The organism is Fontibacillus panacisegetis (assembly GCF_900102215.1).
Classification (GTDB): Bacteria; Bacillota; Bacilli; order Paenibacillales; family Paenibacillaceae; genus Fontibacillus; species Fontibacillus panacisegetis.
In genome coordinates, this window is the sequence record NZ_FNBG01000001.1 from 194,973 (window position 1) to 221,201 (window position 26,229).

The 26,229-nt window shown below is 43.7% G+C and carries 24 protein-coding genes; 11 read left to right on the top strand and 13 right to left on the bottom strand.

The features are described from left to right. Positions 1-69 precede the first annotated feature (69 nt). The gene (locus BLS49_RS00885; RefSeq protein WP_091225922.1) at positions 70-1,218 is read left to right on the top strand and encodes a chymotrypsin family serine protease; all 1,149 of its coding nucleotides are present in this window, start codon (positions 70-72) and stop codon (positions 1,216-1,218) included. Positions 1,219-1,295: 77 nt separating this feature from the next. Here the strand turns inward: BLS49_RS00885 and rpoD are convergent, their stop codons facing one another. Continuing rightward, positions 1,296-2,198, bottom strand: coding sequence for an RNA polymerase sigma factor RpoD (gene rpoD / locus BLS49_RS00890; RefSeq protein WP_091225924.1), 903 nt, complete (start codon positions 2,196-2,198; stop codon positions 1,296-1,298). Between the two features lie 442 nt (positions 2,199-2,640). On the opposite strand from rpoD, the gene BLS49_RS00895 reads away from it, so the two are divergent. Then, positions 2,641-3,570 (top strand): hypothetical protein, encoded by a 930-nt coding sequence (locus tag BLS49_RS00895; protein WP_091225925.1) that lies wholly within the window; start codon positions 2,641-2,643, stop codon positions 3,568-3,570. A 101-nt stretch (positions 3,571-3,671) separates the two neighbouring features. Then, positions 3,672-5,960, top strand: a complete 2,289-nt coding sequence (locus BLS49_RS00900; RefSeq protein WP_175471259.1) for an Ig-like domain-containing protein — start codon at positions 3,672-3,674, stop codon at positions 5,958-5,960. Here the strand turns inward: BLS49_RS00900 and BLS49_RS00905 are convergent. Further along, positions 5,949-6,605 carry a bifunctional 4-hydroxy-2-oxoglutarate aldolase/2-dehydro-3-deoxy-phosphogluconate aldolase gene (locus BLS49_RS00905; RefSeq protein WP_091225927.1) on the bottom strand — a complete coding sequence of 219 codons (657 nt, stop codon included), beginning with the start codon at positions 6,603-6,605 and terminating at the stop codon, positions 5,949-5,951. The two genes, BLS49_RS00900 and BLS49_RS00905, sit on opposite strands and share 12 nt — an antisense overlap. A 131-nt stretch (positions 6,606-6,736) precedes the next feature. Between BLS49_RS00905 and BLS49_RS00910 the strand changes: the two genes are divergently transcribed. Then, positions 6,737-7,435 carry a metal-dependent hydrolase gene (locus BLS49_RS00910; RefSeq protein WP_091225928.1) on the top strand — a complete coding sequence of 233 codons (699 nt, stop codon included), beginning with the start codon at positions 6,737-6,739 and terminating at the stop codon, positions 7,433-7,435. 187 nt (positions 7,436-7,622) lie between these two features. On the opposite strand, the gene BLS49_RS00915 is transcribed toward BLS49_RS00910, so the two are convergent. The 7 genes from BLS49_RS00915 to BLS49_RS00945 all read right to left on the bottom strand — a co-directional run bounded on the left by BLS49_RS00915 (position 7,623) and on the right by BLS49_RS00945 (position 15,201). After that, on the bottom strand, positions 7,623-8,858 hold the full coding sequence (locus tag BLS49_RS00915) for an MFS transporter (RefSeq protein ID WP_091225930.1): 1,236 nt from the start codon (positions 8,856-8,858) through the stop codon (positions 7,623-7,625). 227 nt (positions 8,859-9,085) lie between these two features. Continuing rightward, the gene (locus tag BLS49_RS00920; RefSeq protein ID WP_091225931.1) at positions 9,086-9,616 is read right to left on the bottom strand and encodes a GNAT family N-acetyltransferase; all 531 of its coding nucleotides are present in this window, start codon (positions 9,614-9,616) and stop codon (positions 9,086-9,088) included. 17 nt (positions 9,617-9,633) lie between these two features. After that, complete coding sequence (locus tag BLS49_RS00925) at positions 9,634-9,939, bottom strand: antibiotic biosynthesis monooxygenase family protein (RefSeq protein WP_091225933.1); 306 nt, start codon at positions 9,937-9,939, stop codon at positions 9,634-9,636. A gap of 146 nt (positions 9,940-10,085) precedes the next feature. Further along, on the bottom strand, positions 10,086-10,880 hold the full coding sequence (locus BLS49_RS00930; RefSeq protein WP_091225935.1) for an ABC transporter ATP-binding protein: 795 nt from the start codon (positions 10,878-10,880) through the stop codon (positions 10,086-10,088). Then, entirely contained in the window at positions 10,880-11,794 is a 915-nt protein-coding gene (locus BLS49_RS00935) for an ABC transporter permease (RefSeq protein ID WP_091225936.1), read from the bottom strand. Before BLS49_RS00935 ends, BLS49_RS00930 begins: the two co-directional genes overlap by 1 nt. Positions 11,795-11,824: 30 nt before the next feature. Next, the gene (locus BLS49_RS00940) at positions 11,825-12,877 is read right to left on the bottom strand and encodes an ABC transporter substrate-binding protein (protein WP_091225938.1); all 1,053 of its coding nucleotides are present in this window, start codon (positions 12,875-12,877) and stop codon (positions 11,825-11,827) included. Between the two features lie 620 nt (positions 12,878-13,497). Beyond that, entirely contained in the window at positions 13,498-15,201 is a 1,704-nt protein-coding gene (locus tag BLS49_RS00945) for a glycoside hydrolase family 13 protein (protein ID WP_091225940.1), read from the bottom strand. 118 nt (positions 15,202-15,319) lie between these two features. Between BLS49_RS00945 and BLS49_RS00950 the strand changes: the two genes are divergently transcribed. The 7 genes from BLS49_RS00950 to BLS49_RS00980 all read left to right on the top strand — a co-directional run bounded on the left by BLS49_RS00950 (position 15,320) and on the right by BLS49_RS00980 (position 22,102). Beyond that, positions 15,320-16,543 (top strand): multidrug effflux MFS transporter, encoded by a 1,224-nt coding sequence (locus BLS49_RS00950; protein ID WP_091225941.1) that lies wholly within the window; start codon positions 15,320-15,322, stop codon positions 16,541-16,543. A gap of 24 nt (positions 16,544-16,567) precedes the next feature. Next, a complete protein-coding gene (locus BLS49_RS00955) occupies positions 16,568-16,807 on the top strand; it encodes a hypothetical protein (RefSeq protein WP_091225943.1) in 240 nt (79 codons plus the stop codon). Further along, positions 16,794-18,473 (top strand): RNA polymerase sigma factor, encoded by a 1,680-nt coding sequence (locus BLS49_RS00960; RefSeq protein ID WP_091225944.1) that lies wholly within the window; start codon positions 16,794-16,796, stop codon positions 18,471-18,473. Before BLS49_RS00955 ends, BLS49_RS00960 begins: the two co-directional genes overlap by 14 nt. A gap of 88 nt (positions 18,474-18,561) precedes the next feature. Beyond that, complete coding sequence (locus tag BLS49_RS00965; protein WP_175471260.1) at positions 18,562-19,755, top strand: outer membrane protein assembly factor BamB family protein; 1,194 nt, start codon at positions 18,562-18,564, stop codon at positions 19,753-19,755. Between the two features lie 152 nt (positions 19,756-19,907). Further along, positions 19,908-20,624, top strand: a complete 717-nt coding sequence (locus BLS49_RS00970) for an ABC transporter ATP-binding protein (RefSeq protein ID WP_091225947.1) — start codon at positions 19,908-19,910, stop codon at positions 20,622-20,624. Then, a complete protein-coding gene (locus tag BLS49_RS00975; RefSeq protein ID WP_091225949.1) occupies positions 20,621-21,358 on the top strand; it encodes an ABC transporter permease in 738 nt (245 codons plus the stop codon). Before BLS49_RS00970 ends, BLS49_RS00975 begins: the two co-directional genes overlap by 4 nt. 12 nt (positions 21,359-21,370) lie before the next feature. Further along, a complete protein-coding gene (locus BLS49_RS00980) occupies positions 21,371-22,102 on the top strand; it encodes a MerR family transcriptional regulator (RefSeq protein ID WP_091225951.1) in 732 nt (243 codons plus the stop codon). Here the strand turns inward: BLS49_RS00980 and BLS49_RS00985 are convergent. From BLS49_RS00985 to BLS49_RS01000, 4 genes are all read right to left on the bottom strand, one after another. Then, positions 22,082-23,017, bottom strand: a complete 936-nt coding sequence (locus tag BLS49_RS00985) for a Gfo/Idh/MocA family protein (RefSeq protein WP_091225952.1) — start codon at positions 23,015-23,017, stop codon at positions 22,082-22,084. The genes BLS49_RS00980 and BLS49_RS00985 overlap by 21 nt on opposite strands. A gap of 209 nt (positions 23,018-23,226) precedes the next feature. Further along, the gene (locus tag BLS49_RS25110) at positions 23,227-23,379 is read right to left on the bottom strand and encodes a DUF6809 family protein (protein ID WP_245742223.1); all 153 of its coding nucleotides are present in this window, start codon (positions 23,377-23,379) and stop codon (positions 23,227-23,229) included. Positions 23,380-23,638: 259 nt separating this feature from the next. Beyond that, positions 23,639-23,818 carry a CopG family transcriptional regulator gene (locus BLS49_RS00995; RefSeq protein ID WP_091225954.1) on the bottom strand — a complete coding sequence of 60 codons (180 nt, stop codon included), beginning with the start codon at positions 23,816-23,818 and terminating at the stop codon, positions 23,639-23,641. 477 nt (positions 23,819-24,295) lie between these two features. Continuing rightward, a complete protein-coding gene (locus BLS49_RS01000; protein WP_091225956.1) occupies positions 24,296-26,074 on the bottom strand; it encodes an ABC transporter ATP-binding protein in 1,779 nt (592 codons plus the stop codon). Positions 26,075-26,229: the final 155 nt, after the last annotated feature.

Genomic DNA, 26,229 nt, shown 5'->3' on the forward strand with positions numbered 1-26,229 from the left:
TCCACGGTTTTAACGCACCTTTTCACTGCCTTGCATACAATATTAAAAAGCAGAAAAGGTGATCATTCATTGGCTAGTTTCAAGCAAGCATATCGTCACAAGCAGAGGATCGCCAAGTCCCTGTTAAGACGTTCAGGAATACATGGTGTAGGTGTTGGATATAAAGATCCTGCCAAACCCATTAAAGGTGCAGCCGTCATCGTGTATGCCGACAAGGCATCTGCAACAGCTTCTACAAAAAGGATAAAAATGAGGTATGCCAAACAAAATCGAGGGCATCTTATATCTACTCGTTCTATTCATGCATACAACAAAGCTAACTCCGGCTCAAAAACAAACATTCCTATCCGAATCGTACGTGCATCCAAGTTCCGTACAAACAATAATCAATCCACTGATAATTTTAAATTCAGACGGCGTATTCGACCGGTAATCGCTGGTTACAGCGTTGGCACAGGAGATGGCTCTGGCACAGCAGGACTCATTGTCAGCGATAAATCCAACCCTCGGAGCCGCTATATTCTCAGCAACAATCATGTGCTCGTGGATAACAATTCAGTACGTGTCTCCGAGACAATTCAGCCTGGTGGAGCTGATGAAGGCATAACGAAGCGGGATCGTGTCGGTTTCCTGAACCGTTTCGTTAAGCTGAGTAAAAAACGGAATAACTTTATCGATGCAGCAACCTCAAAGCCGCTGCGGCGCTCTTTGCTGAACCCCCGTTATGCAGTATTTGGGGTTGTCCCTGGATTTGTGAGGACCTATAAGGTTGGGGATCAGTTTAAGAAGGTGGGGCGAACTACAGGAGTTGTTACGGGCACAGTGGAATCGATTCATACTGACATTAAAGTAGATTACGGAGATTATGGTGACCTTGGAACGATTAATTTTAAAAATCAAAGCGTGATTCGTGGCAAACGCCCTGTCTCGCTTGGAGGAGACTCAGGCTCCGTGTGGCTTACACGTAGAGGCAATCTTGCTGCTGCAGTTAATTTTGCCGGGGCTGATGGGGGACTACTTTCTATATCTTACCCCGTTGATTGGTTCATGAAAGTGTTCGAGAGTCGGGTTGCTCGCCCGAGCAAAAAACGTATTTGCCGCCCCAATCGGGGGAAAACAAATTGCTTTATGTACATTCGTCCATTATCTCCCAAGGTTCTAAAGCATAATCAGCTTTGTGCTTGCCGCCCTGGAAGAAAACCCTGCAAAAGCAAATAACTGATAAAGAGAGCTTCCCGGGGCGATAATCCGCTACCTCGAAAGCTCTCCAATATGTCTGTCCTTGATTTATTTTCTTATTCCATAAAGTCTTTGAGACGCTTGCTTCGACTAGGGTGTCTCAGCTTCCGTAACGCTTTGGCTTCGATTTGACGAATCCGTTCTCTTGTTACACCGAACTCCTTGCCGACCTCCTCAAGCGTACGTGTACGACCATCATCCATACCGAAACGAAGCCGCAGCACATTCTCTTCACGTTCAGTGAGAGTATCAAGCACCTCTTCGAGCTGCTCTTTAAGAAGCTCATAAGCTGCAGCTTCAGCCGGAGCCGGTGCATCGTGATCCTCGATAAAATCACCCAAGTTAGAATCGTTCTCTTCACCTATAGGTGTTTCGAGCGATACTGGCTCTTGAGCAATCTTCATAATCTCACGAACTTTATCTGGGGTTAAATCCATTTCCTTAGCAATTTCTTCGGGCGTAGGCTCTCTACCAATCTCCTGAAGCAATTGTCTGGATACACGGATCAGTTTATTAATGGTTTCAACCATATGCACAGGAATACGGATCGTTCTCGCCTGATCGGCAATAGCTCTTGTAATCGCTTGGCGAATCCACCAAGTAGCATAAGTACTGAATTTAAAGCCCTTGGAATAGTCGAACTTCTCCACGGCTTTGATCAGCCCCATATTGCCTTCCTGAATCAAATCGAGGAAAACCATGCCTCGTCCTACATATCGACGAGCAATACTAACGACGAGACGTAAATTTGCTTCAGCTAATCTGCGCTTTGCTTCCTCATCGCCCTTCTCAATGCGTTGCGCCAGCTCGATTTCTTCATCAGCCGACAACAGCGGAACACGGCCAATTTCCTTCAAGTACATACGTACAGGATCATCAATTTTCACACCTGGCGGCAGCGATAAATCGCCACTGTAATCAGTTTCAGTCTCACTGTGCTTTGTTAAATCCTCAGTCATGAATCAGACCCCCACCCTACATAAATGGAAAACACAAATAACAGCACCCATTTTTCTCTAACGTCGGCATACTCTATTTGACAAATTAGTGCGATTATGCTATTATTAATTCAATATTTACGATATATACTTATTATTTGACTAACGGTCATTGTATCATAACAATGTATCTAATACAAGACTTAATTTTAAACGCAGGCGCTGACCCTATGAGGATCGGCGTTTTATTTTTCCCAAAATACCTGACATGCCTCCCCATAACTACATTCTTTCCAAATTTTTATTCCAACACTCCTTCATACACCTGTAACCATTTCTGTAACAAACTAATTAAAAATTAATATAATAACAATACTCAAACCAAGGTCCTATGTACTCTTTCGACCATTATGTCGATAGATATCATAACCTGTTTTTCTAACATCAAAGGAGTGACATTATTATGAAGACACCTGTGTTGTTTTACCGCCTCGTCGTCCTTGCCACCTGTATGCTTTTTCTGAGTACCTCTATGTTAATGCCTGGCAATCCTCGCGCCTCCGCAGCAAATTCCTACTCCATCACCAATGCAACCTGGCTGTGGAATACCAAGCTAATCGAAACATCATCTGATGAGTTAATTTCTTTTATGGCCGATCAAGGAATCGACACGATTTTTCTGCAAATCAGCAGCAGCGTATCCAAAACCTCCTACACTGAATTCATCCGCAGCGCAAACGAGCATCAAATTAGTGTGTATGCCTTAAACGGCGCTCCCAATTGGGCTCTGGAATCCAATCTTCCAAAGTTGAATTCCTTCATGACATGGATTAACAACTACCAAAATTCAGTCAACGCTGATGAGAAATTTGCTGGCATTCAGGTCGATATAGAGCCGTATTTATTGCCAGATTGGAGTACGAATTGGACGTCTCTTGTCACACAATGGCAGAACAATGTCACCTATTTGGCCAGTGAAGCCAAGAAAATTAGTTTACCTCTCAACGCTGCTCTTCCATTCTGGCTCGACAAATATAAGGCGCCTGGGCAAAATATAACACTCAGCTACTGGATGATCTCTAATTTAGATTCGGTATCGCTAATGACTTATAGAGACAAGGCTGCTACCATTTTTGATCTTGCAAAAGCTGAACTCGCTGAAGCCGAGCTTTTGAATAAAAAAGTATATATCAGCGTCGAAACTAAGCGGTCAAACGAAGGAAATCATGTGACATTTTATGAGGAGGGCGCCTCATATCTGAACACGGAGCTGTTAAGTGTCCGTTCTAAAGCATCACTTTACTCTTCCTTTGCAGGTATTGCTGTACATGACCTCATCGGTTGGATGGAATTGGCAAATAATACGGACAATTTAAGGACGTTGCCCCAATAACAATCTAGCGATAATATATCATTGTAAACGTTTACAATAATATACAGCGGAGCATCGCTGCCTAATCACTCTTCTCTCCGCGAGAAAGAGAGGGTAATAGGATGTCAGCACACCATTCAAAGGCCAAGTGTCGTGTCGTCGTATTGCTGTCCAGATGGTTAGTCGCTCTTCTGTTAGTTAGCCTCTCTCCTCTTCCCATTCTGCCAATGAGCACAGCATTAGCCGCATCCACGCTCACCATTGATTCTCCAGCTAATGGAGATCAACTCTCGCCAGGACTGCTCCAGGTTACAGGTCAGTACACAGATACCTACGATGTAAAACTAATTGTTGATGGTATCAATCAAATTCCAGTGCAGATGGATAATCCTAGTGGTGCAGGAACAGGTACTTGGAGTGTCGAGATTGACACTAGCATCTATGACGGTGCAATTACTCTTGTCGCTAAAGGGACACATGTCGTTACTCGTTATGGCGTAACCACCCCAACTAACTCTGTAACAATTGATAATGCGGACGCCAATCTCCCAGTCGTGCAAATCATTAGTCCAACCGATGACGCTGTAGTTCATGGCAAGGTCCCAGTGAAGGTTAAAGCTACTGGTAAAAATCCGATCAAATCTCTCGAGGTACGTATCAATGGCGGACCTTGGGAAGAGGCGAAACGCACTGGCAATCACTATCAATACAAATGGAATGCCAAGCATGAAGGTGATCGAACATCCAGTATTGAAGCTCGCGCAACGGATTGCCTGGGTAATGTCGGGCGAAGCACGACCGTATATGTTCACACCGGGAATTGGACACAAGAAAATATTACGGTTGAGCGACAGGACCGAGCCATGTGGATTTGGGAGAAAGCTGCTTATAATTTGTTTTTGAATCCAGGCTCTCGGACCGCGCTTAAAACTCTTGCCGATGATACTGATACCTTTGGTTCAGATCCAATCACCACATTTTACATTGGCGTATTCCCTTATGAAGGTGTCGATATTTTAGAAGATCAGCCAGAGCTAGTCAGAGACTTTGTAGCATGGGCTCATGAGAATGGCTATAAAGTACACGCCTGTATCGCAGGCGGAACGGTTCCTCCATATTACGGAGCGCTTGAACCATATCATAAATACGCTATTCGTGAAATGGAGAAAGTAATCAACTACAACCTATCCTCTGCCTCTAACGAGCAGTTTGATGGGGTAAATGTAGACATTGAGCCGTACATTCTACCCGAATTTGCATCAGAGAAGCCAAACGTTCAAATTCAATATCTGGACGTTCTGGAGAAAATGATTCAGCGTAGAGATGTTGCTGGAATTAATCTTCCATTTGGGCCAGCCATTCCAAGATGGCTTGACACCAGTACGAATGCTTCGGATATAACATGGCATGGCCAGACCAAATGGTTATCTGAACATGTTCAGGACATTAGTGACTATATCTCTATAATGGATTATAGAGACACTGCTGACGGCAGTGCGGGCATCATCGCACAAGTGTTAGGTGAGATGGCTTACGCGAACACCATCGGCAAACCGAATTCAGTCGTGCTCGGTGTAGAGACGCTGGATATTGCAAACAGCGGTGATCCTGAAACGATCACGTTCCGTGAAGAAGGCAGAACGTATATGGAAGCGGAACTCGATAAAGTGTACACTGCGTTTAATGATGACCCTGCCTTCGGTGGAATTGCGATGCACCATTACGACTCCATACGCTGGCTGCCTTCTGCTTGGGGACCTAACGGGTATAAATGGACCGTAAGTCCGCCGGACTTCTCACCTCCATCTTATCTTAGTGAAGATCCGGAAGCTTCTGCAGTAGATTACAGCACAATCCAGCTTAGCTATGGAAGAGCAACTGATGATTCCGATATCGAGGAATATATCATTTATCGCAGTACGGAAGAAGACTTTATTCCAGACGAATCGAATATCGGCGGTTCATCCCGTAATTTATCCTATCGAGATGTCGGATTGCTTCCAGACACCACCTACTATTACAGAGTCGCTGCCGTAGATATCAGCGGCAATATTGGCCCAGTATCTGAGGAAACATCAGCGACTACAACCAGCACAACCCTGACACCCATGATCATTGGAAATATGAGCATCACATTTAACGGAACCCGTGCAACAGTCACGATGCAGGTTTACGATCTGAATACAGGTCAAGGTATTCCAGCCGCTGAGGTCCACGGAAGATTCACCTTTAACGGAGGAAGATATGTTGATCTCATTACTAATAACGTCGGCAAGTCATCCGCTCAGTCTGAAGCTCTTCCGGCTGCATCCGGTCTAGTCGGATTCTGGCCGCAGCGTATTGCCGCTCCAGGATATTATTGGGCTTCAGCATATGACCAGCCTCATACGGTTACTATTTCATGGCCTTGATGCATTGTAAGATTTTACAGCCTGAACCATTGTCGCAGCATTCAGCTCGATTTGATCATATCTGCCTTCCCTAATCAGCTCTCCATTTGCTATTGAACCTCCCAAACCAACACCAGCAGATCCTGCTGCCAAAAACTCCTGAATGTTGTCGATCCGGACGCCGCCAGTAACAACAAGTGGAATTTGATCCAGCGGCGCCCGGATTTCTTTTAAATAACCAATCCCCAGACTGGCCATCGGGAACAATTTCACCGCTGTTGCTCCCGCCTTCCAGGCAGCAACAATTTCCGTAGGAGTCATCGCCCCTGGAAACACACCGATCCCTCGATCACGAGCATACCGAATGACTGCTTCATCTACATTTGGAGATACCAAATACTGTGCGCCTGCTGCTACAGCTTCTTTTGCCATCTCAACATCCAAAACGGTTCCCGCTCCAATTAACATATTCGAACCATGGCTTTCTCTCCACTGCGAAATAATATCCAGAGCTCCTACTGTATTCATGGTTACTTCGGCGAACACGATGCCTCCCCGTTGAAGTGCATCCGCTACGTTCTGCGCCCGATCCTTTGGAATCCCCCGCAATATCGAGATAATTCTGTGTTCTTTTAATTGTTCTAATAAATGATCTTGACTCTGCATTATACATCTTCCCCTTTAATATAATTCCATCTTATGTCATATTGATTGATTCATTTGAGCAATAATTTGGCTTCGCCATTAAAATTCAGTTATAATAATCAGGATGATATCTTTTCCATAGGAGGAAAATTATGAAGATTACGTATCTTGGGCACTCCTGCGTTCACATTCATACTGGCCAACTTCAGATTATTATTGATCCGTTCTTAACCGGTAACCCGGTCGCGGCCTCTCAAGAGGATCAAATCGAAGCGGATTATGTATTGCTTACCCATGGACATCTTGATCATATTGGTGATGCAGAGAATATCGCCCGCCGGACTGGCGCGACTATTATTGCTATCGTTGAGCTTGCGAGCTTTTTTGAAGCTAAAGGGCTTCCAGCTATCGGCATGAATCTTGGTGGACAAGCTGCATACCCGTTTGGCAGTATTAAATTTACTCCTGCCCTTCATACCTCTTCTGTAACGATTGATGGAAATAATGTCTATCTCGGAGTAGCAGCAGGCTTTATTCTGAACATCAACGACTTCATCATCTATCACTCTGGAGATACAGCGCTGTTCAGCGATATGAAACTGATCGGATCACGTTCTAATATTGACCTTGCCTTCCTGCCAATTGGTGATGTCTTCACGATGGGACCTGAAGACGCACTAACCGCAGCAGAATGGATTCAAGCAAAACACGTCGTTCCTGTTCACTACAATACCTTTGATGTCATTTCCCAGGATGGCGACAAGTTTGTAAACGACCTTCACAAGCTTGGAATCGCGGGTACTGCATTAAAACCCGGAGATAGCCTGAATTCCGATGAGTTAACTATATAATATATTAAAACGGTAACACGACATAGTAATTTCCTTTCATTCTATCGAAAACTATTAAAAGGGATAAACTTCGGCTACATGAATTATACAAGGATAAAAAATCCCCTATTTTTATAAAGTCACATACTGACTTTCAAAAAATAGGGGAACTTTTGGTACAAGCTCATTCAACCGACATAAACAAGACTCAATCCAATAACTCTTTACCCTTTGTTTCTGTCCCCAGCCACATTACCGCCAGCGCTCCAATAACAATCGTGAAGAAGAAAAGCCAGAATATCGACCCGATCTCAACATTCCTCGCAACAAGCACACCGACTAAAAAAGGGGCAATAATCCCACCTACTCTGCCGAAGGAAGCAGCTAATCCAACACCTGTTGAACGAACCTTGGTCGGATACAGCTCTGGAGTGTAAGCATACATGCCACCCCACGCTCCCAGGTTAAAGAAGGAGAGACATATCCCCGCGGTGATCAGCATTCCTTCTGAAGTGGCACTGCCGAACCATGCTGCGCTTGCAGCTGTAGCCAACAAGTAAATGACAAGAACAAACTTACGCCCAAATTTCTCAATAAAATAAGCTGCTGTAAAATAACCTGGCAATTGTGCAAGAGTCATAATCAGCACATATTCAAAGCTTTTTACAAGACTGAATCCCTTAATAACCATTACAGAAGGAAGCCATAAAAACATCCCATAATAGGAGAACACAACCGTGAACCATAAAATCCACAGCATAATCGTTGACCGTCGATGCTCGCTCATCCAAACGGACGCTAGACGCTCTCGAAACGATATCTTTTGTCCTTTTCTTTGTGCTGCTTGTTCCAGATAACGCGGGGGGTCCTGTATCGATTTGCGTAAATACAAAGCATATAGTGCAGGTACAGCACCGATAAGAAACGCGGCCTGCCAACCATACTTAGGAATGATGAAATATGCAATTAAAGCTGCAGCAATCCAACCTGCCGCCCAAAAGCTTTCCAGCAAAACGACAGCTCGTCCCCTGTCTTTGGCAGGAACAGATTCTGATACCAAGGTGGAAGCTACAGGAAGCTCTCCGCCAAGTCCAAATCCGGCAATAAATCGCAATATTAATAACACCGTTAAGCTGGTAGCCGCCGCTGATAAACCACTTGCAATCGAAAATATGAGCAATGTCCAAAGCAATACTGCCCGGCGTCCAAACTTATCTGCCATAATTCCAGCAATTGCAGCTCCAAACGCCATTCCTACAGAGTTAATACTGGTGAAAAGTCCAGTCTGCTGTGGTGTAAGACTCCATTCTGCCGCAAGGGCCGCTGCAATAAAAGAGATTATGCCGACATCCATTGCATCAAACATCCAGCTAAGCCCTGCGCTGAACAGTAATTTTCTTTGTTTTGGTTTAGCAAAAGCTTGTCCATCTTGTGTAGCTCCCATGTTTCTTGCCCCCACTCTTTAATGTCCTATCTCTATATTTTGTTTGTTTATTAAATTTATCATAACAAAAAAATACATTTTTTTCACAAAAAAAAGCCCATAAAAAGGATATCTTTTTACAGGCTTTTTACGCAAACGGAATTGTGATCATCAATATCGACATACCCTCCAATCGCGTAAAATCAATGAGCCGCTGAGTACCCTGCTCTATCCATTTGTTCAAGAAATCACTTCCCCATTCCATCCGATGCATTCTCCACCACTCTTTTGCCTACAATAACCAGGTCCCGTTCCACTTCATCCAGAATCGCAACCTTGGGCAAATAAGCCCACTGGACAAATCCGAATTTCTTAAGCAAGGATAAGCTGGGTACATTGTGCGCAAAAATAAATCCAAGGAGCGTGTTTATCGAGAGGCTTGGACAAGCCTGGATGGCTTTTTCAATGAGAATACTTCCGATTCCTTGTGCACGATTGTTGCTTGAAATATAAATACTGATTTCCGCTGTGGCCAAATAGGCGGGTCTGCCGTAGAACGATTGGAAGCTTAACCAGGCAATGATCCTTCCCTCTGATTTCACAACCCACAAGGGGCGAAAATGAGGTGAATGCTCGTAAAACCATGATCTTCTGCTCTCTACAGATACTGGCTCCAAATCTGCTGTTACCATACGGCTATCAATCGTCTCATTGTATATTGCAACGATACATTCCAAATCCTCGATGACTGCATCTTCGATCGTATATTGTTTTAACATCGTGTTGTCTCTCACTCTCACTTGTCTGTGGTAAGTCTAATCTGTATATAGTGCTCTACTTCTGGAAAAGGATCATAAAAATGATGCAGTAATGCCTTCCACTCCTGATATTGCGGCGATTGTCTGAACCCTACCTCATGATGTGTAATAGATTGCCACTTCACGAGCAGCAAATATTTATTTTCATGCTCCACGCATTTATGCAGCTCATGCTCTATGTAGCCGGGCATCTGTGAGATAATCGCCGAAGCTTTACGGAAATTGCTCTCGAAATCATTCATCATTCCAGGCTTAACCTGTAATTGCGCAGACTCCAGAATCATCTTGTTCATCCCCTCCGTTACCTGAATATAGCACGGACATCTGTGCTAATCAATCCATTACCAAATTTATACTCTTCAAGAAAAAGAAAGAGTCTCTCCACGGGGATGCATCCGAAGATCGACTCTTTCTCTAACAAATAGGCATCTTATCCAAGAACGACTCGATCATCAGCCAATTTGTGACCGCTGATCCGCTCAAACTCTCCAAGCAGATGTTCCATAGTCAGATCAGCTTTTACTGACTCGTTAACGTCAAGGATGATTTTGCCTCCGTCCATCATAATAAGACGATTGCCGAGACGGATGGCCTGTTCCATATTGTGCGTAACCATTAGCGTTGTCAGGTTAAGCTCGCTTACAATATTCTGTGTAAGCCGGGTTACCAGCTCTGCACGAGCAGGGTCAAGAGCGGCTGTATGCTCGTCCAGAAGCAGGATTTGCGGTTTAGTAAAGGTTGCCATCAGAAGGCTTAGAGCCTGACGTTCACCACCGGATAACGTCCCTACCTTCGCCCGCAGGCGATCCTCTAAACCGATGCCCAGCCTGCTTAACTGCTCCTTGAACAACGTTCTGCGCTTCGATGAAACGCCAATATGCAAGCCGCGATTCTGACCACGGGAATAAGCCATGGCTAAATTCTCTTCAATCGTCATATGCGGAGCCGTACCTGCCATCGGGTCCTGAAAGACCCGACCGATCCAACGGCTTCTTTTATGCTCGGGCAAATTGGTAATATCATTTCCATCGATCAGTATATTTCCGATATCAGGCTTTAAAACACCTGAAATCATATTCATCAGTGTAGATTTCCCTGCGCCATTACTTCCAATTACCGTAATAAAATCACCTGAATTCAGATGAAGATTGATATCTGTCAACGCAATTTTCTCGTCAGGAGACCCGGCATGGAACAGCTTGGATACGTGTGAGATCCTCAACATTACCGTTCACCCCCCAAGCCTTGTTTCTCATGCAATGCAACAATCTCCGCTGATCGCTTGCGAGCAAGCCCTTTCTGCTTCCATGATCGATGAACCGATGGAATAACCAGAGCAAATATAACGATAACTGCGGTAATAAGCTTTAGATCAGTTTGTTCCAGCCACTCAATACGAAGGGCCAGAGCAACTACGATACGATACACAATAGAACCTAGAACGGCTGCTAAAGTAGCGAAGAACACAGTTCTTGCTCCAAAAATAGCTTCCCCGATAATTACAGAGGCCAAACCAATCACGATCATTCCGATCCCCGCAGAAATGTCGGCAAATCCTGATTGTTGCGCAATAAGAGCACCTGACAAGGCTACTAATCCATTAGATAAGCTAAGCCCCATAATAATCGTATTATCTGTGTGAGCGCCAAAGCTACGAATCATGCGCTGGTTATCGCCAGTTGCACGAAGTGCGAGTCCAAGCTCTGTATGCAGGAAAAGATCCAACAGCAGCTTCACTGCCACAACTACGAACGGCATTAACAGAAGTGGGGACAACGAGCTAAACATCGTTGTTTCGCCGAGCAGTCCCACATTCGGTTTGCCCATGATCCGCATGTTAATGGAGTATAATGCGATCATCATCAAAATACCAGACAATAGACCGTTTATTTTCCCCTTAGTATGCAGCAAACCAGTCAAAGCACCGGCAGCCAGGCCGCCAAAGAAAGCACAAATCGTAGCGATCCAGGGAGAAGCACCTTCAGTTATCATGACCGCCGCGATGGCTCCCCCGGTTGTGAAGCTTCCGTCTACCGTCAAGTCCGGGAAATCAAGAATACGAAAAGTAATATAAACACCGAGCGCCATCAAAGCGTATATTAATCCCGATTCAACAGCGCCTAGTAATGAGTTCATCATGATGGTTACCTCCTAGATATGGGGCACAACCTATTCTAACAGATTGTTCTCCTTGTCATTCACTTGATCCTTCATAGCGTCAGTTACTTCGATACCTTGTTCTGCTGCAGCTTTCAGGTTCATAATCAGATCCAGCTTATCCGGGAAGGTAACCTTCAAATCTCCAATCTTTTTGCCGTTTTTAAGCACTTCCAAGGCCATCTGGCCTGCTTGGTAACCGTGATCATAATATTTGAACCCTACTGTAGCAAAGGCCCCCTTCTCAACGGAATCACGGTCAGCGGAGAAGAACGGAATATCATGCTCATTTGCTACTTGAATAATTGTGCTTACCGCTTCAACAACAGTGTTATCCAGCGTGATATAGATAGCATCTACACGGCCTACCAAAGACTCTGCCGCTTGTTTTACTTCAGATGTATTCGTAACGGAAGCCTTAATCAGCTTAATTCCATGTTTCTCCAACGCTTCTTCAGCATGTTTTGACATGACTACTGCGTTTGGCTCACCTTGGTTAAGAACAATACCGACATTCTTCACATCTTTAATGTTGGCTGCAATAAAATCCATCAATTTAGTGATCGCTTCCGGATTTGTATCCGCTGCTCCAGACACATTACCGCCAGGCTGATCCAAATTGTCTACCAATTTAGCATCAAGCGGGTCCGTAACCGCCGCAAACAAAATCGGTGAGTTTTTAACCTGTTGAACTACGGCTTGTGCAGGTGGTGTAGCGATTGCAAGGACAAGGTCGTACTTTTCACCAGCGATTTTCTGAGCAATTGTCAGGTTGTTTGTTTGGTCGCCTTGTGCGTTGTTATAATCAACCTTCAAATTATCTCCCTCTACAAGTCCACCATCCTTCAACGCCGCCAAAAATCCTTCACGTGTTGCATCAAGTGATGGATGCTCTACGATTTGTGAAATCGCAATTTTGTAGGAAGCCTTCTCTTCGCTCTGTCCGTTGCCTGCTGCACCGCTTTCTGAAGCTCCGGAGCTGCTTGAACCGGAGTTGTTACCACATCCAATTACGCTAATTAACATTGCAGTTGAAGCTAAAAATAATCCCAATTTCTTCTTCATCTGAATTCCCCCTCTTTGGAATCTTGTTTTAGGCAATAAAGCGCGAATCCATTACCGCTTTCATTAATGAAAGCATTAAAGTGCGAATATATGCCCAGGCTTATCCCACAAAACAATAAAGTATTATTCATATATTAAGTGGTGGTCAATTATCCGTCAATTGTAAAAAACGAACAATAACATAGTGTGGTAAATAGATATGGCTATTTTTTGTACAAATTAAAAAGAAGCTATCCCAAAAGCTATCTAAGATAACTTTGAGGGACGCTTCTTGCAGTGGAAAGGCAAAATATCAGGAAAAGCTGCAAAAATGCAGTTTTTTCCAAAGTAGCCATAAAAATATGAACAAAAGCCTGCCAAAATGCAGGAATATTGTTCAGAATAGACTAGTTTGAAGGGAATCCTTAGAGAAAGCCTGCACATTTGCAGCAATTTAGGGCATTTAGAGACTTTACATAAACAAAGCCTGCACATTTGCAGGAATTTCAGGAATACCGCATCATGACATTATTACACATGAGATAAGGTCATAGCATTGGCGGGATCAAGCGGTGCAGGGATCGTCTTCCTTGCACCGCTATTTCTAGTTTTGACACTACTTTTGGGACAGCCCCTTAAGGTTAATGTTTATGCAGATGACTCTTGCCCAAATACACTCTCGCTTCATAAGGCCGCAATTTTAAGTGGTACAGGTCATCTTTTTCACCAGGTAAGTAATTAGAAATCAGCATGTTAATGCCTTTGAGATTAATTTCGTCCGGCATTTGAAAAATCGGTTCACGATCACTGAAATTCAATATGACGACCAGCAAATCATTATCTAACCTACGGGTATACGCGTAAATCTCTTCATGCGTTGGATAAAGAAGCTTGTACTCTCCATACACGATAACTTTATGTTTTTTGCGTAGAGCAATTAGTTTCTTATAGTACTTAAATATCGACTCGGGATTTTTTAAGTCTTCTTCAACATTGATCTCAGGATAATTCGGATTAACCCGAATCCACGGAACACCCGTTGTAAATCCCGCATGTTCATTATGATCCCACTGCATTGGCGTCCGAGCGTTGTCACGGCTTTTTTTGTATATGGCATTCATAATCTCGTTCTCCGGAACACCTTCAGCACGCTTTTCTTTAAAATAGTTCAAGGTCTCAACATCACGGTATTGGTCAATCGTATCAAACGCAATATTGGTCATTCCAATCTCTTCCCCTTGAAAAATATATGGCGTACCTTCCAGCATGTGAATAAAAGTAGCCAGCATTTGTGCGGACTTCACACGATACTGCCCATCGTTTCCAAACCTTGATACCGATCTTGGCTGATCATGGTTACATAGATAGTTAGCGTTCCAGCCGCGGCGGTGAAGTACCTTCTGCCAGTTTGTAATAATTTCTTTCAGTTTCACCAGACTCCACGGCACAACATCCCATTTTCCGCTGCCTGCGGATGCTGCATCCAAATACATATGCTCAAATTGAAAAGTCATATGCAGTTCTCTTCGCCCGTCACCAACATAATTCAGTGCCTGCTCAGGGCCGAGACCTGACGTCTCTCCAACGGTCATAATGTCGTACAAATATAACACATTATCAAATAAATTCTGGAGCAGTGTGTGTACATCGTCCAGATGAGAGAATAAGTCATAAGCTCTTACTGTAGCCGTTTGATTAGGATTATCGGCATCCGGAAGTCCAGCGGCCTTGACGATATGAGAGATCGCATCAAATCTGAATCCATCTACTCCCTTTTTAAGCCACCATTCGATCATTTCGTGCAGCTTGTCAACGACAACGGGATTTTCCCAATTTAAATCAGGCTGATATTTTGAATACAAATGCAAATAATATTCGTCCGTTAAGCTATCATATTCCCAGACCGAACCGCTAAAATAAGATTCCCAGTTGTTCGGCGGTCCACTGTTTTTACCTTTTCTCCATATGTAAAAGTCACGATACGGATTATCCCTGGAGCTTCTCGATTCCAAAAACCACGGATGTTCATGGGAGGTATGATTCAGCACCAAATCCATCATCAGCTTCATATCTCTGGCATGAATTTCACGCAGAAGGGTATCAAAATCGTCCATCGTTCCGAATTCCTTCATAATATCTAGGTAATCACTAATATCATAACCATTATCATGATACGGAGATTTATATATCGGACTTACCCAGATCATATTGACCCCAAGGTCCTGCAAATAATCCAGCTTTGAGATGATTCCTTGCAGATCTCCGATCCCGTCCCCGTTGGAATCTTTAAAGCTAATCGGGTAGATCTGATAAACGACACATTCCTTCCACCATTTCGGGTTCATCGGTCAGCCTCCTTGTATCACTAATGTTAAAAATACCCGCAAACTCTCCTCATCATTCACCGATATAGTATAATTAGAAAATCCGTGTCATCTTTATTATTGAAAGGAAGTTGCATCCATGAGCTTAGCGGAATCAAATTCATCAACTAAACCTGCATCATCTCGTCGTCTGCTGTTGATATTCATTCTTGGAAGTCTGTCCGCGTTCGGACCATTATGTCTGGATATGTACCTTCCGGCCCTCCCCAAGCTGGCAAATGATCTGAATACAAGTCCATCGATGGCCCAGTTAAGCTTAACCGCATGTCTGTTAGGTCTTGCAATCGGTCAGATTATCGTGGGACCACTTAGCGATACACGCGGTCGTCGCTCACCACTTGTCATTGCACTTATCATTTATGCTGTTAGCTCACTGCTCTGTGTGTTCGCACCATCTGCAGCTATATTGAATACCCTTAGATTCATTCAAGGCTTGTCTGGGTCAGCTGGAATTGTGCTCTCACGTGCCATTGTAAGAGACATGTATTCTGGTACGGAGATGACCAAATTTTTCTCTATGCTTATGCTGGTAAACGGAGCTGCACCGATATTGGCACCTCTCTTTGGCGGACAGCTGCTTCAGTTTGTCTCTTGGCGCGGCGTTTTTGTCGTTCTTAGCATTATCGGTGTTCTAATGCTTGTTTCAGTACTTTTTTGGCTGCCTGAGACATTGCCTGTAGAACATCGTCAGTCCGGTGGACTTAAAACCACACTAAGCACGTTCTCTCGTCTGCTGCGTGATCGCCAATTTATTGGCTATTGCTTATCTCAAGCCTTTGTTACCGCCGCCATGTTCGGCTATATTTCCGGTTCTTCCTTCGTGCTGCAAAATATTTACCATGTCTCGGAACAAGCCTATAGCATGATTTTTGCAATAAATGGCATAGGGATCATCATCTCCAGCCAAACAACTGGACGGTTGGCTGGACGAATCAGAGAGACAGCTCTACTGCGTTTTGGACTTGGTCTGGCTGCATGTGCTTCGATTGCTTTACTGATTGCCATTGTCACGAAAGGCAGCCTAATGTCCATTCTGATTCCACTATTCTTTGTTGTTGCCTGCGTCGGGATTGTCGGTACTTCGTCCTTTCCGCTCGCAATGCAAAGACAGGCGCAATCAGCGGGCAGTGCTTCTGCTCTACTAGGACTGCTTCCATACATTCTCGGCGCAGCAGTTGCGCCACTGGTCGGACTTGGCGGTGAGAATAACGCCCTCCCTATGGGACTTGTTATAGCTTCAGCCAACATGATCGCTGTTATGTGTTATATTTTCATTGTGCATACAAATAAAAGTACTTCATAAACCAACCCAAAGGAGGCCGCTCTCATGTCTAAGCTACTTCGTGGTATTGGAGCATTCTTTATCGTATTAGGATTCATTTACGGTTTATTTTTTGGAATCAGAGATCAGCAAATTGCAATTATTTTAAATTTTGCTTTTCTGGGCCTTATTCCTGGTATTTTATTTATCGCTATCGCCATCATACTTGACCGTCAAGAAATGAATCGTCGTTATCTTGAAGAAATATTGAGTAAACTCCCTGAGGTCCACAATGGCAGATTCTAATGTAGAGCTTCAACATTTATCTAATTCAGAATTGATTGCTATGGCTAGAACAGGGCTTCACTCTGCGTTTAATGAACTTATGCTTCGGCATAGAAAACAAGCATTTCAATGGGCTTACCAATATACGGACGACCCTTATCTTGCAGAGGATATTGTTCAAGAGGCATTAATTAATGCTTTCTTGTATCTTGGCAATCTGGAGCATATTGAGAAATTCATCCCTTGGTTCAGAAAAATTATTACAAACCAGGCACTTATGCATTTGAGGCGCGGCGGTCCACATGGAAAGGAACGCCCCTTCTCTTCCCTAATACAGCAGCATAGTGAACACAATGATGAATATGGATCGCCCATCGAGCTTTTATTGAGCAAATTTGCTCGTCAGCGTTCCGAAATGAATGATACATTAAATGACCCGGCAAAAATCTGGCTCAGACAAGAGACATCGAACTTGATTCACAGCATGCTGCAGTGCCTTAACGCTAAGGAACGGGAAATATTTGATGCCTATTTTTTCAAGCTATACACACCCCAGGAAATTTCAACCATGACCTCAACCAGTTCATCTAACGTTTACACGATATTATCCCGATCAAGACGTAAAATTCAACAGCAGCAATTTCATTCGAATTTAACAACCTATTTACAGTCGAGAGCATCTGATCCAGTCAAAAATTCCAAGGTTATTCTGGCATCAAAAAGTTTATACTTCGGAGAAATCTGGGACACCTTTTCACTCTGTGTCCTGCATGCTCTACAGTACAGTCAAAGCCCATTTAATCTCCCTTCAAGCTCTACAATGGCCGAAATTATGGGTTTTACAGGGCAAGCCTTCAGACTGCAGATTAATCAACGACATTTGGATCTTTTCGAAGCCTCGGCTTTTAACTGGCGACGCACCTTCACTAAGGGATTGCTAAACCTAGGCTATGCAGCACGTTCGATCGGTGATGGGCAGCATATCCCTCAGACCTCCGACTTGCTTATCGAAGCTTTTAATTTTATACATAACACTCTTGATCAAGGGCAGCCGGTTATTGTTTGGGGCTATGTACACCCTTATTTTGCTTTGATTCACGGTTATGACGATACTAAGAAATTGTTTCATATTACAGGGCTATTTGAGCAACAAACAATGGATTACAGGGAACTCGGTCTGGATTGGGGTGCTGATCTTTTCATACTATCACTCGGTACGCCTTATCCAGTAACAGCAATGGATTCGTTACGTGGTGCATTAAGCATGATTATCATGCATAATGAAGGGTTTGAAGGCAGCATTCACCCTGATTACGTTCAGGGTATAGCAGCTTATGACGTCTGGATTACCTTGCTATCTCGTGAGGATATCGATCCTCTTGCTCATGCCTACCAAATTTGCTGGACCTCCAATACACGACTTTTTGCGTTTCAATTTCTTGAATCTATCGCAGAACGTACAGCGGACTACGGTGACATCATTTGCAAATTGGCATCCCAAGCCGCTGTTTACTATAAACATGCAGCAGAGACCTTGTACCATCTTCGGAAGCTATACCCCTTTCCTGCAGGCGGACACCACTCTTGTCCATCTACCAGAGCAAAAGGGATTCTATTACTTGAACAAGTAAAAAGCTATGAACAACAAGGATTAGATATACTCAAAAAAGTTTTAAATAATTTATAAAAATTGTGTAAGAAATCTCCCACCGTTGGCATCTATACATTGAATGCAGATTTAGAAAGCAAATTACCGATCAACGGAGGGGTTTATTTTGAGAAAATGGTTTATCATCACTTGCTTGGCTTTAGCTGTTGCAGTTACAGGATGTACTCAAGGGGGCAACGAGGGTACGGAAAAGTTTCAAGGAACCTATTCATTCCGAAGTGATTTAGCAAATACGGGAATCATTCATACTGCGGGGCTGCCCAATTTAAAAGGAGAGAAATGGAGCCTTCAGCTGGAAAACAAGATACACAGCTCTCCCATCCTTGCTGACGGGATATTGTATTTTGGAGATGAAGTGGGCCAATTCTATGCAATTAGTGCCAACAACGGCAAAATAATTTGGCAGCAAGCTTTTGCAGGTAAAATCAGAGCTACAGCTGCTGTCTATGAAAATGAGCTTTATTTTACAGACACCACTTCAACGTTGTATGCGATCGACAAGACAAATGGAGAGGTAAAATGGAAAAAGCAGCTTGATGACAGTCTCAGCAGTGGTGCATTTACTGACCCGTGGGACTACTATATCAGCTCACCGACTATAGATCAGGATGTCATTTACGTCGGCGGCGAGGGACCGTTCTTTTATGCACTGTCACGTCTTGACGGCTCGATAATATGGGAGCATGAAACCCCGATGTTATTCGTTCATAGTAAAGCTGCAATTGCTGATGGTAAAGTATTTATCTCAGATATGACTGGTGTGGTTGCCGCTCTGGATCAAAAGACAGGTGAACCGATATGGTCGCAGGATTACGGCGCTGTGCAATCTAGTATAGCTTATAAAGATGGTATTCTGTACTTCGGTTCCAGGGATCAAAATGCATATGCAGTTGATGCACAGACTGGTGAAATCAAATGGTCCTATCTAACCTCAGGCGGCTCATGGGTCTCTTCCTCTGCGGCTGTTAATGACGAGTATATCGCCATTGGCTCCTCAGACTCCAAGTTTGTACATGTGTTTGATCCTGCAACCGGAAAGTCCAAATTCGACTTTAATGCCGGAAGCCGTGTGTTCGGGTCGCCTGTCATTGTAGATGATATCATGTATTTCGGAACAGCATTCACGGACAAAACTGTAAATAAAGCTGGTATTGATGCATTCTATGCTGTAGACCTGAAGACAGGAAAGGAAAAATGGCGTTTTGCAGAGGCTCATTCTCCTATCCTCTCAACCCCGGTTGTGGCGGATGGCGTTGTGTTTTTTACCACACAGGATGGGCATGTGTATGCTTTGAAATAAGGATGAAGAGATACACGCCGGGGCATGATGCTCCGGCTTTTTTTTTGCATGAGCGCATCGCCTAACCTCTAATTTCAAACCCTCCATTTAACCACCACCCTTCTATTCTTTTGCTATATTGAGAATCTAACAATTTCAAAAGAGGTGAGTAAATGCTTTTATCCGTCAAAAATCTTTCCGTTACATACAACGGTAAGCATGCTGTAAGAAATTTAACCTTCTCTGTCCAAAAAGGCGAGGTGTTTGGATTGCTTGGGGCCAATGGAGCAGGAAAATCATCCAGTATAGGGGCTATTTTAGGAATTGAAAAAAGCACATCTGATGAGCTGCTGGTGCTGGGTCAATCTCCGATCATAGATCGGAAGAAAGTGTTTGAGCAGGTTGGTGTGCAATTTCAGGAAACGAATTTTCCCGATAAGATGACCGTTGAAGAGGCTTGCAATCAGTGGCACGCTTTGTACGTAAAGCCTCAAAGTATAGAGCCATTATTATCTACGTTTGGTTTGCTGGATAAGCAGAAGCAGCTAATAAAGTCACTATCCGGCGGCGAGAAACAGCGCCTGGCTGTATTGTTAGCTTTACTGCCAAACCCGCAGCTCGTTTTTCTGGATGAATTAACGACAGGGCTCGATACAATGGCTCGCAAAATGCTATGGAAACAGTTATTGATTATGAAGGAAAAAGGGCTGTCCATCGTATTAACGTCGCATTATATGGATGAGGTTGAAGCGCTGTGCGACCATCTGCTTATTTTGAAAAATGGAGAAACCATGATATATGGAACCATTGATGAAGTCGTCAAAGCAAGCGGTCAGCCGCATTTGGAAGCCGCCTATTTACATTTTTCCGGTGAGGAGGAACTCATATGAACAAATTCGGTACTTTGCTAAAGATTGAAGGAAAGCTAGTATGGAAGGGGCTAGATATTCTCATATTCGGCATACTCATGCCAATCATTCTAGCAGCACTGTTTGGATATGTGATGAGCAAGGATGCTTCCAGCAATGGCGCATCGATGTTTGAGTATTCATTTCCCGCCGTCACAACTATAGGGATTCTAGCAACGGGCGTGATGGGTGTGCCATTAACAATTGCAGACTACCGTCATCGTGGCATTTTAAAAAGATTTCAAGTGACCCCAATATCTCCTTTGCAAATCATACTGGCACAGGTCGTGATTCAGCTCTCGTCAGCACTGGTATCATTCTTTGGGGTAACCCTCGTTTACTCCATTCTGTTCGGTTATGAAATGCGCGGCTCATGGGGGTTATTCCTCCTGGCTTATTCACTTGTGCTTGCTGCGATGTACAGCATCGGTATATTCATCGGAAGTGTCGTACCCGATCAGAAATCAGCCAATCTCTGGAGCTCTATCGTCTACTTTTCCATGCTCCTGTTCTCTGGTGCAACGATTCCGTACGAAATCATGCCTATTTTCATCCAAAAAATAATGAACCTGCTTCCGCTCGCACAAGGTATTCACCTCATGAAGCAAGTATCCATCGGAGAACCATTTCAAGATGTTGTACTCGCGATCATTGTGATGGGGGTATGCATTGTAGTAGGATTATTTGGTGCAAAAAAATATTTTAAATGGAAATAGAGGTATGCTGCGGTGTATCAAACAACTGAAATCGCAAGTAAGGCAGGTATTCATCCTAATACGGTTCGCATATATGAGGAATGGGGATATATTTCCCCTGTTCCTCGTGCGGACAATGGATATCGGATCTATTCGGACCTCCATCTTTTTCAGCTGCTGGTTGCAAGGACGGCGTTTCGATGCGAAATCGTTCAGGGGCAAATTCGGGAAAAAGCACGTGCTATCGTTCAAGCCAGTGGACGAGAGGATTTTAGAACAGCTATCAAGCTTGCCGAGGACTACCTGACCCATTTAGAGAAAGAACATATTAGAGCGCTGGAGGCCATTGAACTCGTTGAAAAATGGCTGGATGGCAAAGATTCACTTATATCGGCTGAAACCTACACGAGAAACGAAGTAGCTCAGCTATTAGAAGTATCAAACGAGATTATACGAAATTGGGAAAGAAACGGTCTATTGACCGTCCCTCGGCTTCCCAATGGATATCGCAGATATACTGAAAAAGAAATGAATCGAATGAAAATTATTCGTTCTTTACGGCACGCACACTATTCCATGAGCGCAATCCTGCGGTTGTTAAATACAACTGAAAAGTCAACAGAACTAAACGTAAAGCAAGTGCTGGATACTCCAGCCGAATACGAAGACATTGTTACAGTTACGGATCGATTAATTCATTCCTTGGAAGATGCGATCTGGTCTGCTCGTGAAGTCATTCGATTGTTAAATCAAGCCGTCAGGTAAGGGATCGCCTCCATTCGCTTCGGCCTGCTTCACGATCATTTCGCAAATTTCATGGCTTTTGAGTGCATCTGATACAGAAATTTCTGGCTCCAATCCTTCGCGTACACAATCTATAAAATGCTGAATGATACTTACGAAGCCGCGGCGATACAATACCGGGTCCCAATCATTAAATTTGAGATGCCTCTCTTCACCACCAGCATAATGAACCGTAGAGTTTAGACCATCGACAACCCATTTGTTCCCCGGACATATGACCTCCAGAACTTCTTCATTAGCCCCGGAATCGCGATTCATTATTCCTGTGCAGACAAAACCGTTCCCCTCGAAATGAAGAACTGCCTGATAAAGCTTGCCTTCCTGTACATAAGGAGAGAAGCGTACATCTGTGATTTCACCGCCCGCCAAAAAACGGATCGTATCCACGACATGAATAAAATCATCATAAATGAATCGACGAGCGTAATCCGGCGAGAACTTGCGGTTTTTTTGCAGCATTATAAACCGTCGATCATTTTGTTCCTTCATCACTGCAACCATCGGTGCATAACGGCGGTTAAAACCAACCATAAGGATTACGCCCTTCTCTTCAGCTAGCGCAGCAAGCCTCAACGACTCCTCATAATCATATGAAATCGGCTTATCCACATACACATGAATCCCGCTGCGAATGAGCTGTTCTGCGATCTTTACGTGTGATTCTGTAGCTGTATGGATGAAGGCCGCATCTACTCCCAGGTCGATGACCTGCTGAATGTCCGTTGCTGTATTAGGAACCCTGTATTTTGCTGATAAATGCTCCAACGTGTCTGTATTTCGTGTACAAAACACCAGCTCAATTTCTTCTATCGCCGTAATGACTGGCAGGTAGGCTTTTTGAGCGATATCGCCGAGACCTATGATGGCTATGCGCATGTGGGAGTCCTCCGAATTTATGTTAGTATAATGAGGATTTTACTCTTTATTTAGAGGATAGTCACTATAAAGGTCCATAGACGAAATTAGCAATAATATTATGAAAAAAGCAATGTCAAGCTAAATAAAAACAGCCCGATACAAAAAAACCACCAACCATTCCATTTATTACAACACCTCATTCACGAAGCTACATTCGGAACTAACTCCTAACGTTTGCTCATGACCTCGATCATTAAATTTGCTCCAAGCCTGAATCCATGTAAAAAAGCAGCTTCAACATGCATACTATCTACGCTGTCGCACAGGTCAAAATATTCCTCCAGCTCACAAAACGCTTCCTCACCTAATCGGTCTCGCATTGCTCTGTCTGTGCCGCCACTTGTCGGCTTAAGGGACGATATTCAGGATGAGACAGACGGCACAATCGTCTCACCAGGATGAAGCTCCCCGCGGTAGAGGGCTTCCAGAATTGTTTTCATGTTCATCCTCCCATTAATTATCATCGCATCGCTTGAATGAGATTCCTGCACATGGTAGGATATTTATGCAGTCTGCTTATTAAAGCGGTTGCGGGATAGGAAGTGGCATTGTTCTTCGTCGGACGCGCCGCTTCCTTCTTTATTTTTGGAGCTCGTCATACACCTTTTCAATCCCTTTGCGAATAACATCAGAACGGGTCGTTTGGAGTTTTTCGGTGCAAGCATCGAGTTTGCTCAAAATCTCTTGATCGACACGAACTCGAATTAATTCGCTTTTGGGATTGTCAGATAGTGGACGCCCCATCTTTTTGGACGACATTACTTCACCCCACTTTTTGTGTCCATAATAAGTATATTGTTGTAGCAACAAAAAGTCAATTTAAATAACCTGCCGACTATTTTTTCTCGGCAGGTTAAACATATTGCAGCACAAGACAGCAGTTTTGTGCTGTTGCAAGCACTGAATATGGCTGGCCATATTCGCTTGTTAGGGGCTTTGCCCCTTATACCCACTTCTCGCAGCAGTTGGCTTCTGATGATAGTGATAAAAGTATTGAAAAGAAAAGTAGCTACTCTCCCCCCAGATGAAAACGCCATCAAATAACATTGCTTAATTACACAATATTTTTATAAGTAATATATATCCAATATTATTATATAAATCGTAAAATTGCATAGTACTATATGTTATTATTTTGTTGTGTTTATTTAATAACAAATTATAACCACATATTTAAACAACAAAGAAGAGCAGATCGTTTAATCTACTCTTCTCTGTTCATCAAAAGATACCATCTTACAGATTTTTCAATTTATAAAACTCACCTTTCATCCCTAACAGCTCATCATACGATCCAGACTCGATCACTTTCCCCTTCTTCATCACCACGATACGGTCGGCGTTCTTAACAGTCGATAAACGGTGAGCCACGATAAAGGTGGTTCTTCCCTTCATTAGTTGCTCCATAGCTTGCTGCACATGGCGTTCCGACATATTGTCCAGTGCGGAGGTCGCTTCATCAAGAATGATAATTTGCGGATCACGTACCAGTGCGCGAGCGATTGCAATCCGTTGACGCTGGCCACCAGACAAACGACCACCATGCTCACCTACAGAGGTGTCCAATCCATCCGGGAGACTGTCGATGACATCCTGCAGATTAGCCATCCAAATCGCCTGCTGCAGCTTTTCCTCTGAAATATGAGGAAGACCATAGGTGATATTTTCACGAATCGTTCCGGAGAACAAAATATTGTTCTGCAACACAATGGCTAGAGACTGCCGATATTTCCGCATGCTGAGCTCACTCATTGGGATACCGTCAATATAGATATTGCCGAATTGCGGTTTGAAAAAGCCGATAATCAAATTCAGAATGGTCGATTTACCAGAACCCGATTCACCCACGAAGGCCACTGTTTCACCCGGCTTAACCTCCAGTGTGAATTCATCCAGAACGTGACGATCTGATCCCTTATATTGAAAGCCCACACCTTCAAAGCGATAAGCACCTTGAATTCTCTCAGGATTTTTACGTCCCTTATATTCTTCCGTCTCTTTTGAGAGCAACACTTCTGTCACCGAGTGCAGCGATTCAAAGCCCTTGACCAGATTCGGATACACATTCAAGATAGAGCTGACAGAGCCGATAATCATATTGAAAAAGCTCTGATACATCACGATATCGCCGATTTCCATATATCCGAGATGAGCCAGATACGCGGTAAAGAACAAACATCCAACCTGGAACAGTTGAAAAACAACCCAGCTTGAGGAGCCAAAGTAGGCTTCAAGCACATCCAGACGATGTCCTTTTTCACGGATGTTTTGCAGGGCCGAATCGACCTTGCGGATTTCTACTTCCTCCAAGCCATGGGCACGAGTGACCGGGATCATTTCTACGGTTTCAGACACTTTACCGGACATTTCTTCAATGTTGCGACGAACATCACGGTTGCGCTGAGACATTTTGGATCGGAAAAAACGCACTAAAAAGATGGACATCGGAGCCATTAATACGAAAAACAGTGCCACGATCCAGCTGTTATACAACGTAAGTCCGATTACGATAATTAAATTGATCGCCGCAGGTATGATCGTCATCAACATCTGTCTGGAGAGAAAATCAATGGCTTCGACGTCACGCAATATTTTGGACTGTAACCGCCCTGCGTTCATATCCCCGTGATAGCTTAGTGACAGCTGCTGCATTTTGCGTACCAGCGTACTCCGCAGTCCGGCTTCTACATGGCGAACGGCTTTACTGATATAGCTGATATGCAGCGTATGTGTAGGAATGTTTTGAATGATAACAACGACAATAACCGCCAGATTGATCCAAAACTCCCGCATGGAATGACGGTCAGGATAGCTTACAATGTTGATAATGTTTGCTGTTACGATCGAGAGCACCCAAATGGGCGACGCTTTGATCGTGTAATAGAGCGCCGACATAGCTACCTTGCCGACATGGTCCCGGTACAGACGGGTCAATAATTTAAACGGTTTGATCTTCGTTCCTTGCTCAGTTTCAAATGCTTCAGAATAATCCAAAGTGGATTCAACTTTTGCCATAGGATTCACCTGCTTTATCGCTTATGATAGTAAATATGTATTGGGCTCACCTACACGATTAGAACAATATTGACTATGTAATGAACGCCAGAGTTTAGTATAGAACGACTGCAACAGTTTCTCTATAACATGATCGGACTCGTTTTTTTATCACA

What these genes read in the sequence shown, in the direction of transcription:
- BLS49_RS00985 (WP_091225952.1), bottom strand. Translation starts at nt 23,017, where the DNA reads ATGCGCATAGCCATCATAGGTCTCGGCGATATCGCTCAAAAAGCCTAC.
- BLS49_RS00975 (WP_091225949.1), top strand. Translation starts at nt 20,621, where the DNA reads ATGAACAAATTCGGTACTTTGCTAAAGATTGAAGGAAAGCTAGTATGG.
- BLS49_RS00905 (WP_091225927.1), bottom strand. Translation starts at nt 6,605, where the DNA reads ATGCAGAGTCAAGATCATTTATTAGAACAATTAAAAGAACACAGAATT.
- BLS49_RS25110 (WP_245742223.1), bottom strand. Translation starts at nt 23,379, where the DNA reads ATGCGAGACCGATTAGGTGAGGAAGCGTTTTGTGAGCTGGAGGAATAT.
- BLS49_RS00925 (WP_091225933.1), bottom strand. Translation starts at nt 9,939, where the DNA reads ATGATTCTGGAGTCTGCGCAATTACAGGTTAAGCCTGGAATGATGAAT.
- BLS49_RS00930 (WP_091225935.1), bottom strand. Translation starts at nt 10,880, where the DNA reads ATGTTGAGGATCTCACACGTATCCAAGCTGTTCCATGCCGGGTCTCCT.
- BLS49_RS00900 (WP_175471259.1), top strand. Translation starts at nt 3,672, where the DNA reads ATGTCAGCACACCATTCAAAGGCCAAGTGTCGTGTCGTCGTATTGCTG.
- BLS49_RS00995 (WP_091225954.1), bottom strand. Translation starts at nt 23,818, where the DNA reads ATGTCGTCCAAAAAGATGGGGCGTCCACTATCTGACAATCCCAAAAGC.
- BLS49_RS00935 (WP_091225936.1), bottom strand. Translation starts at nt 11,794, where the DNA reads ATGATGAACTCATTACTAGGCGCTGTTGAATCGGGATTAATATACGCT.
- BLS49_RS00940 (WP_091225938.1), bottom strand. Translation starts at nt 12,877, where the DNA reads ATGAAGAAGAAATTGGGATTATTTTTAGCTTCAACTGCAATGTTAATT.
- BLS49_RS00910 (WP_091225928.1), top strand. Translation starts at nt 6,737, where the DNA reads ATGAAGATTACGTATCTTGGGCACTCCTGCGTTCACATTCATACTGGC.
- BLS49_RS00960 (WP_091225944.1), top strand. Translation starts at nt 16,794, where the DNA reads ATGGCAGATTCTAATGTAGAGCTTCAACATTTATCTAATTCAGAATTG.
- BLS49_RS00955 (WP_091225943.1), top strand. Translation starts at nt 16,568, where the DNA reads ATGTCTAAGCTACTTCGTGGTATTGGAGCATTCTTTATCGTATTAGGA.
- BLS49_RS00915 (WP_091225930.1), bottom strand. Translation starts at nt 8,858, where the DNA reads ATGGGAGCTACACAAGATGGACAAGCTTTTGCTAAACCAAAACAAAGA.
- BLS49_RS00945 (WP_091225940.1), bottom strand. Translation starts at nt 15,201, where the DNA reads ATGAACCCGAAATGGTGGAAGGAATGTGTCGTTTATCAGATCTACCCG.
- BLS49_RS00895 (WP_091225925.1), top strand. Translation starts at nt 2,641, where the DNA reads ATGAAGACACCTGTGTTGTTTTACCGCCTCGTCGTCCTTGCCACCTGT.
- rpoD (WP_091225924.1), bottom strand. Translation starts at nt 2,198, where the DNA reads ATGACTGAGGATTTAACAAAGCACAGTGAGACTGAAACTGATTACAGT.
- BLS49_RS01000 (WP_091225956.1), bottom strand. Translation starts at nt 26,074, where the DNA reads ATGGCAAAAGTTGAATCCACTTTGGATTATTCTGAAGCATTTGAAACT.
- BLS49_RS00950 (WP_091225941.1), top strand. Translation starts at nt 15,320, where the DNA reads ATGAGCTTAGCGGAATCAAATTCATCAACTAAACCTGCATCATCTCGT.
- BLS49_RS00920 (WP_091225931.1), bottom strand. Translation starts at nt 9,616, where the DNA reads ATGTTAAAACAATATACGATCGAAGATGCAGTCATCGAGGATTTGGAA.
- BLS49_RS00970 (WP_091225947.1), top strand. Translation starts at nt 19,908, where the DNA reads ATGCTTTTATCCGTCAAAAATCTTTCCGTTACATACAACGGTAAGCAT.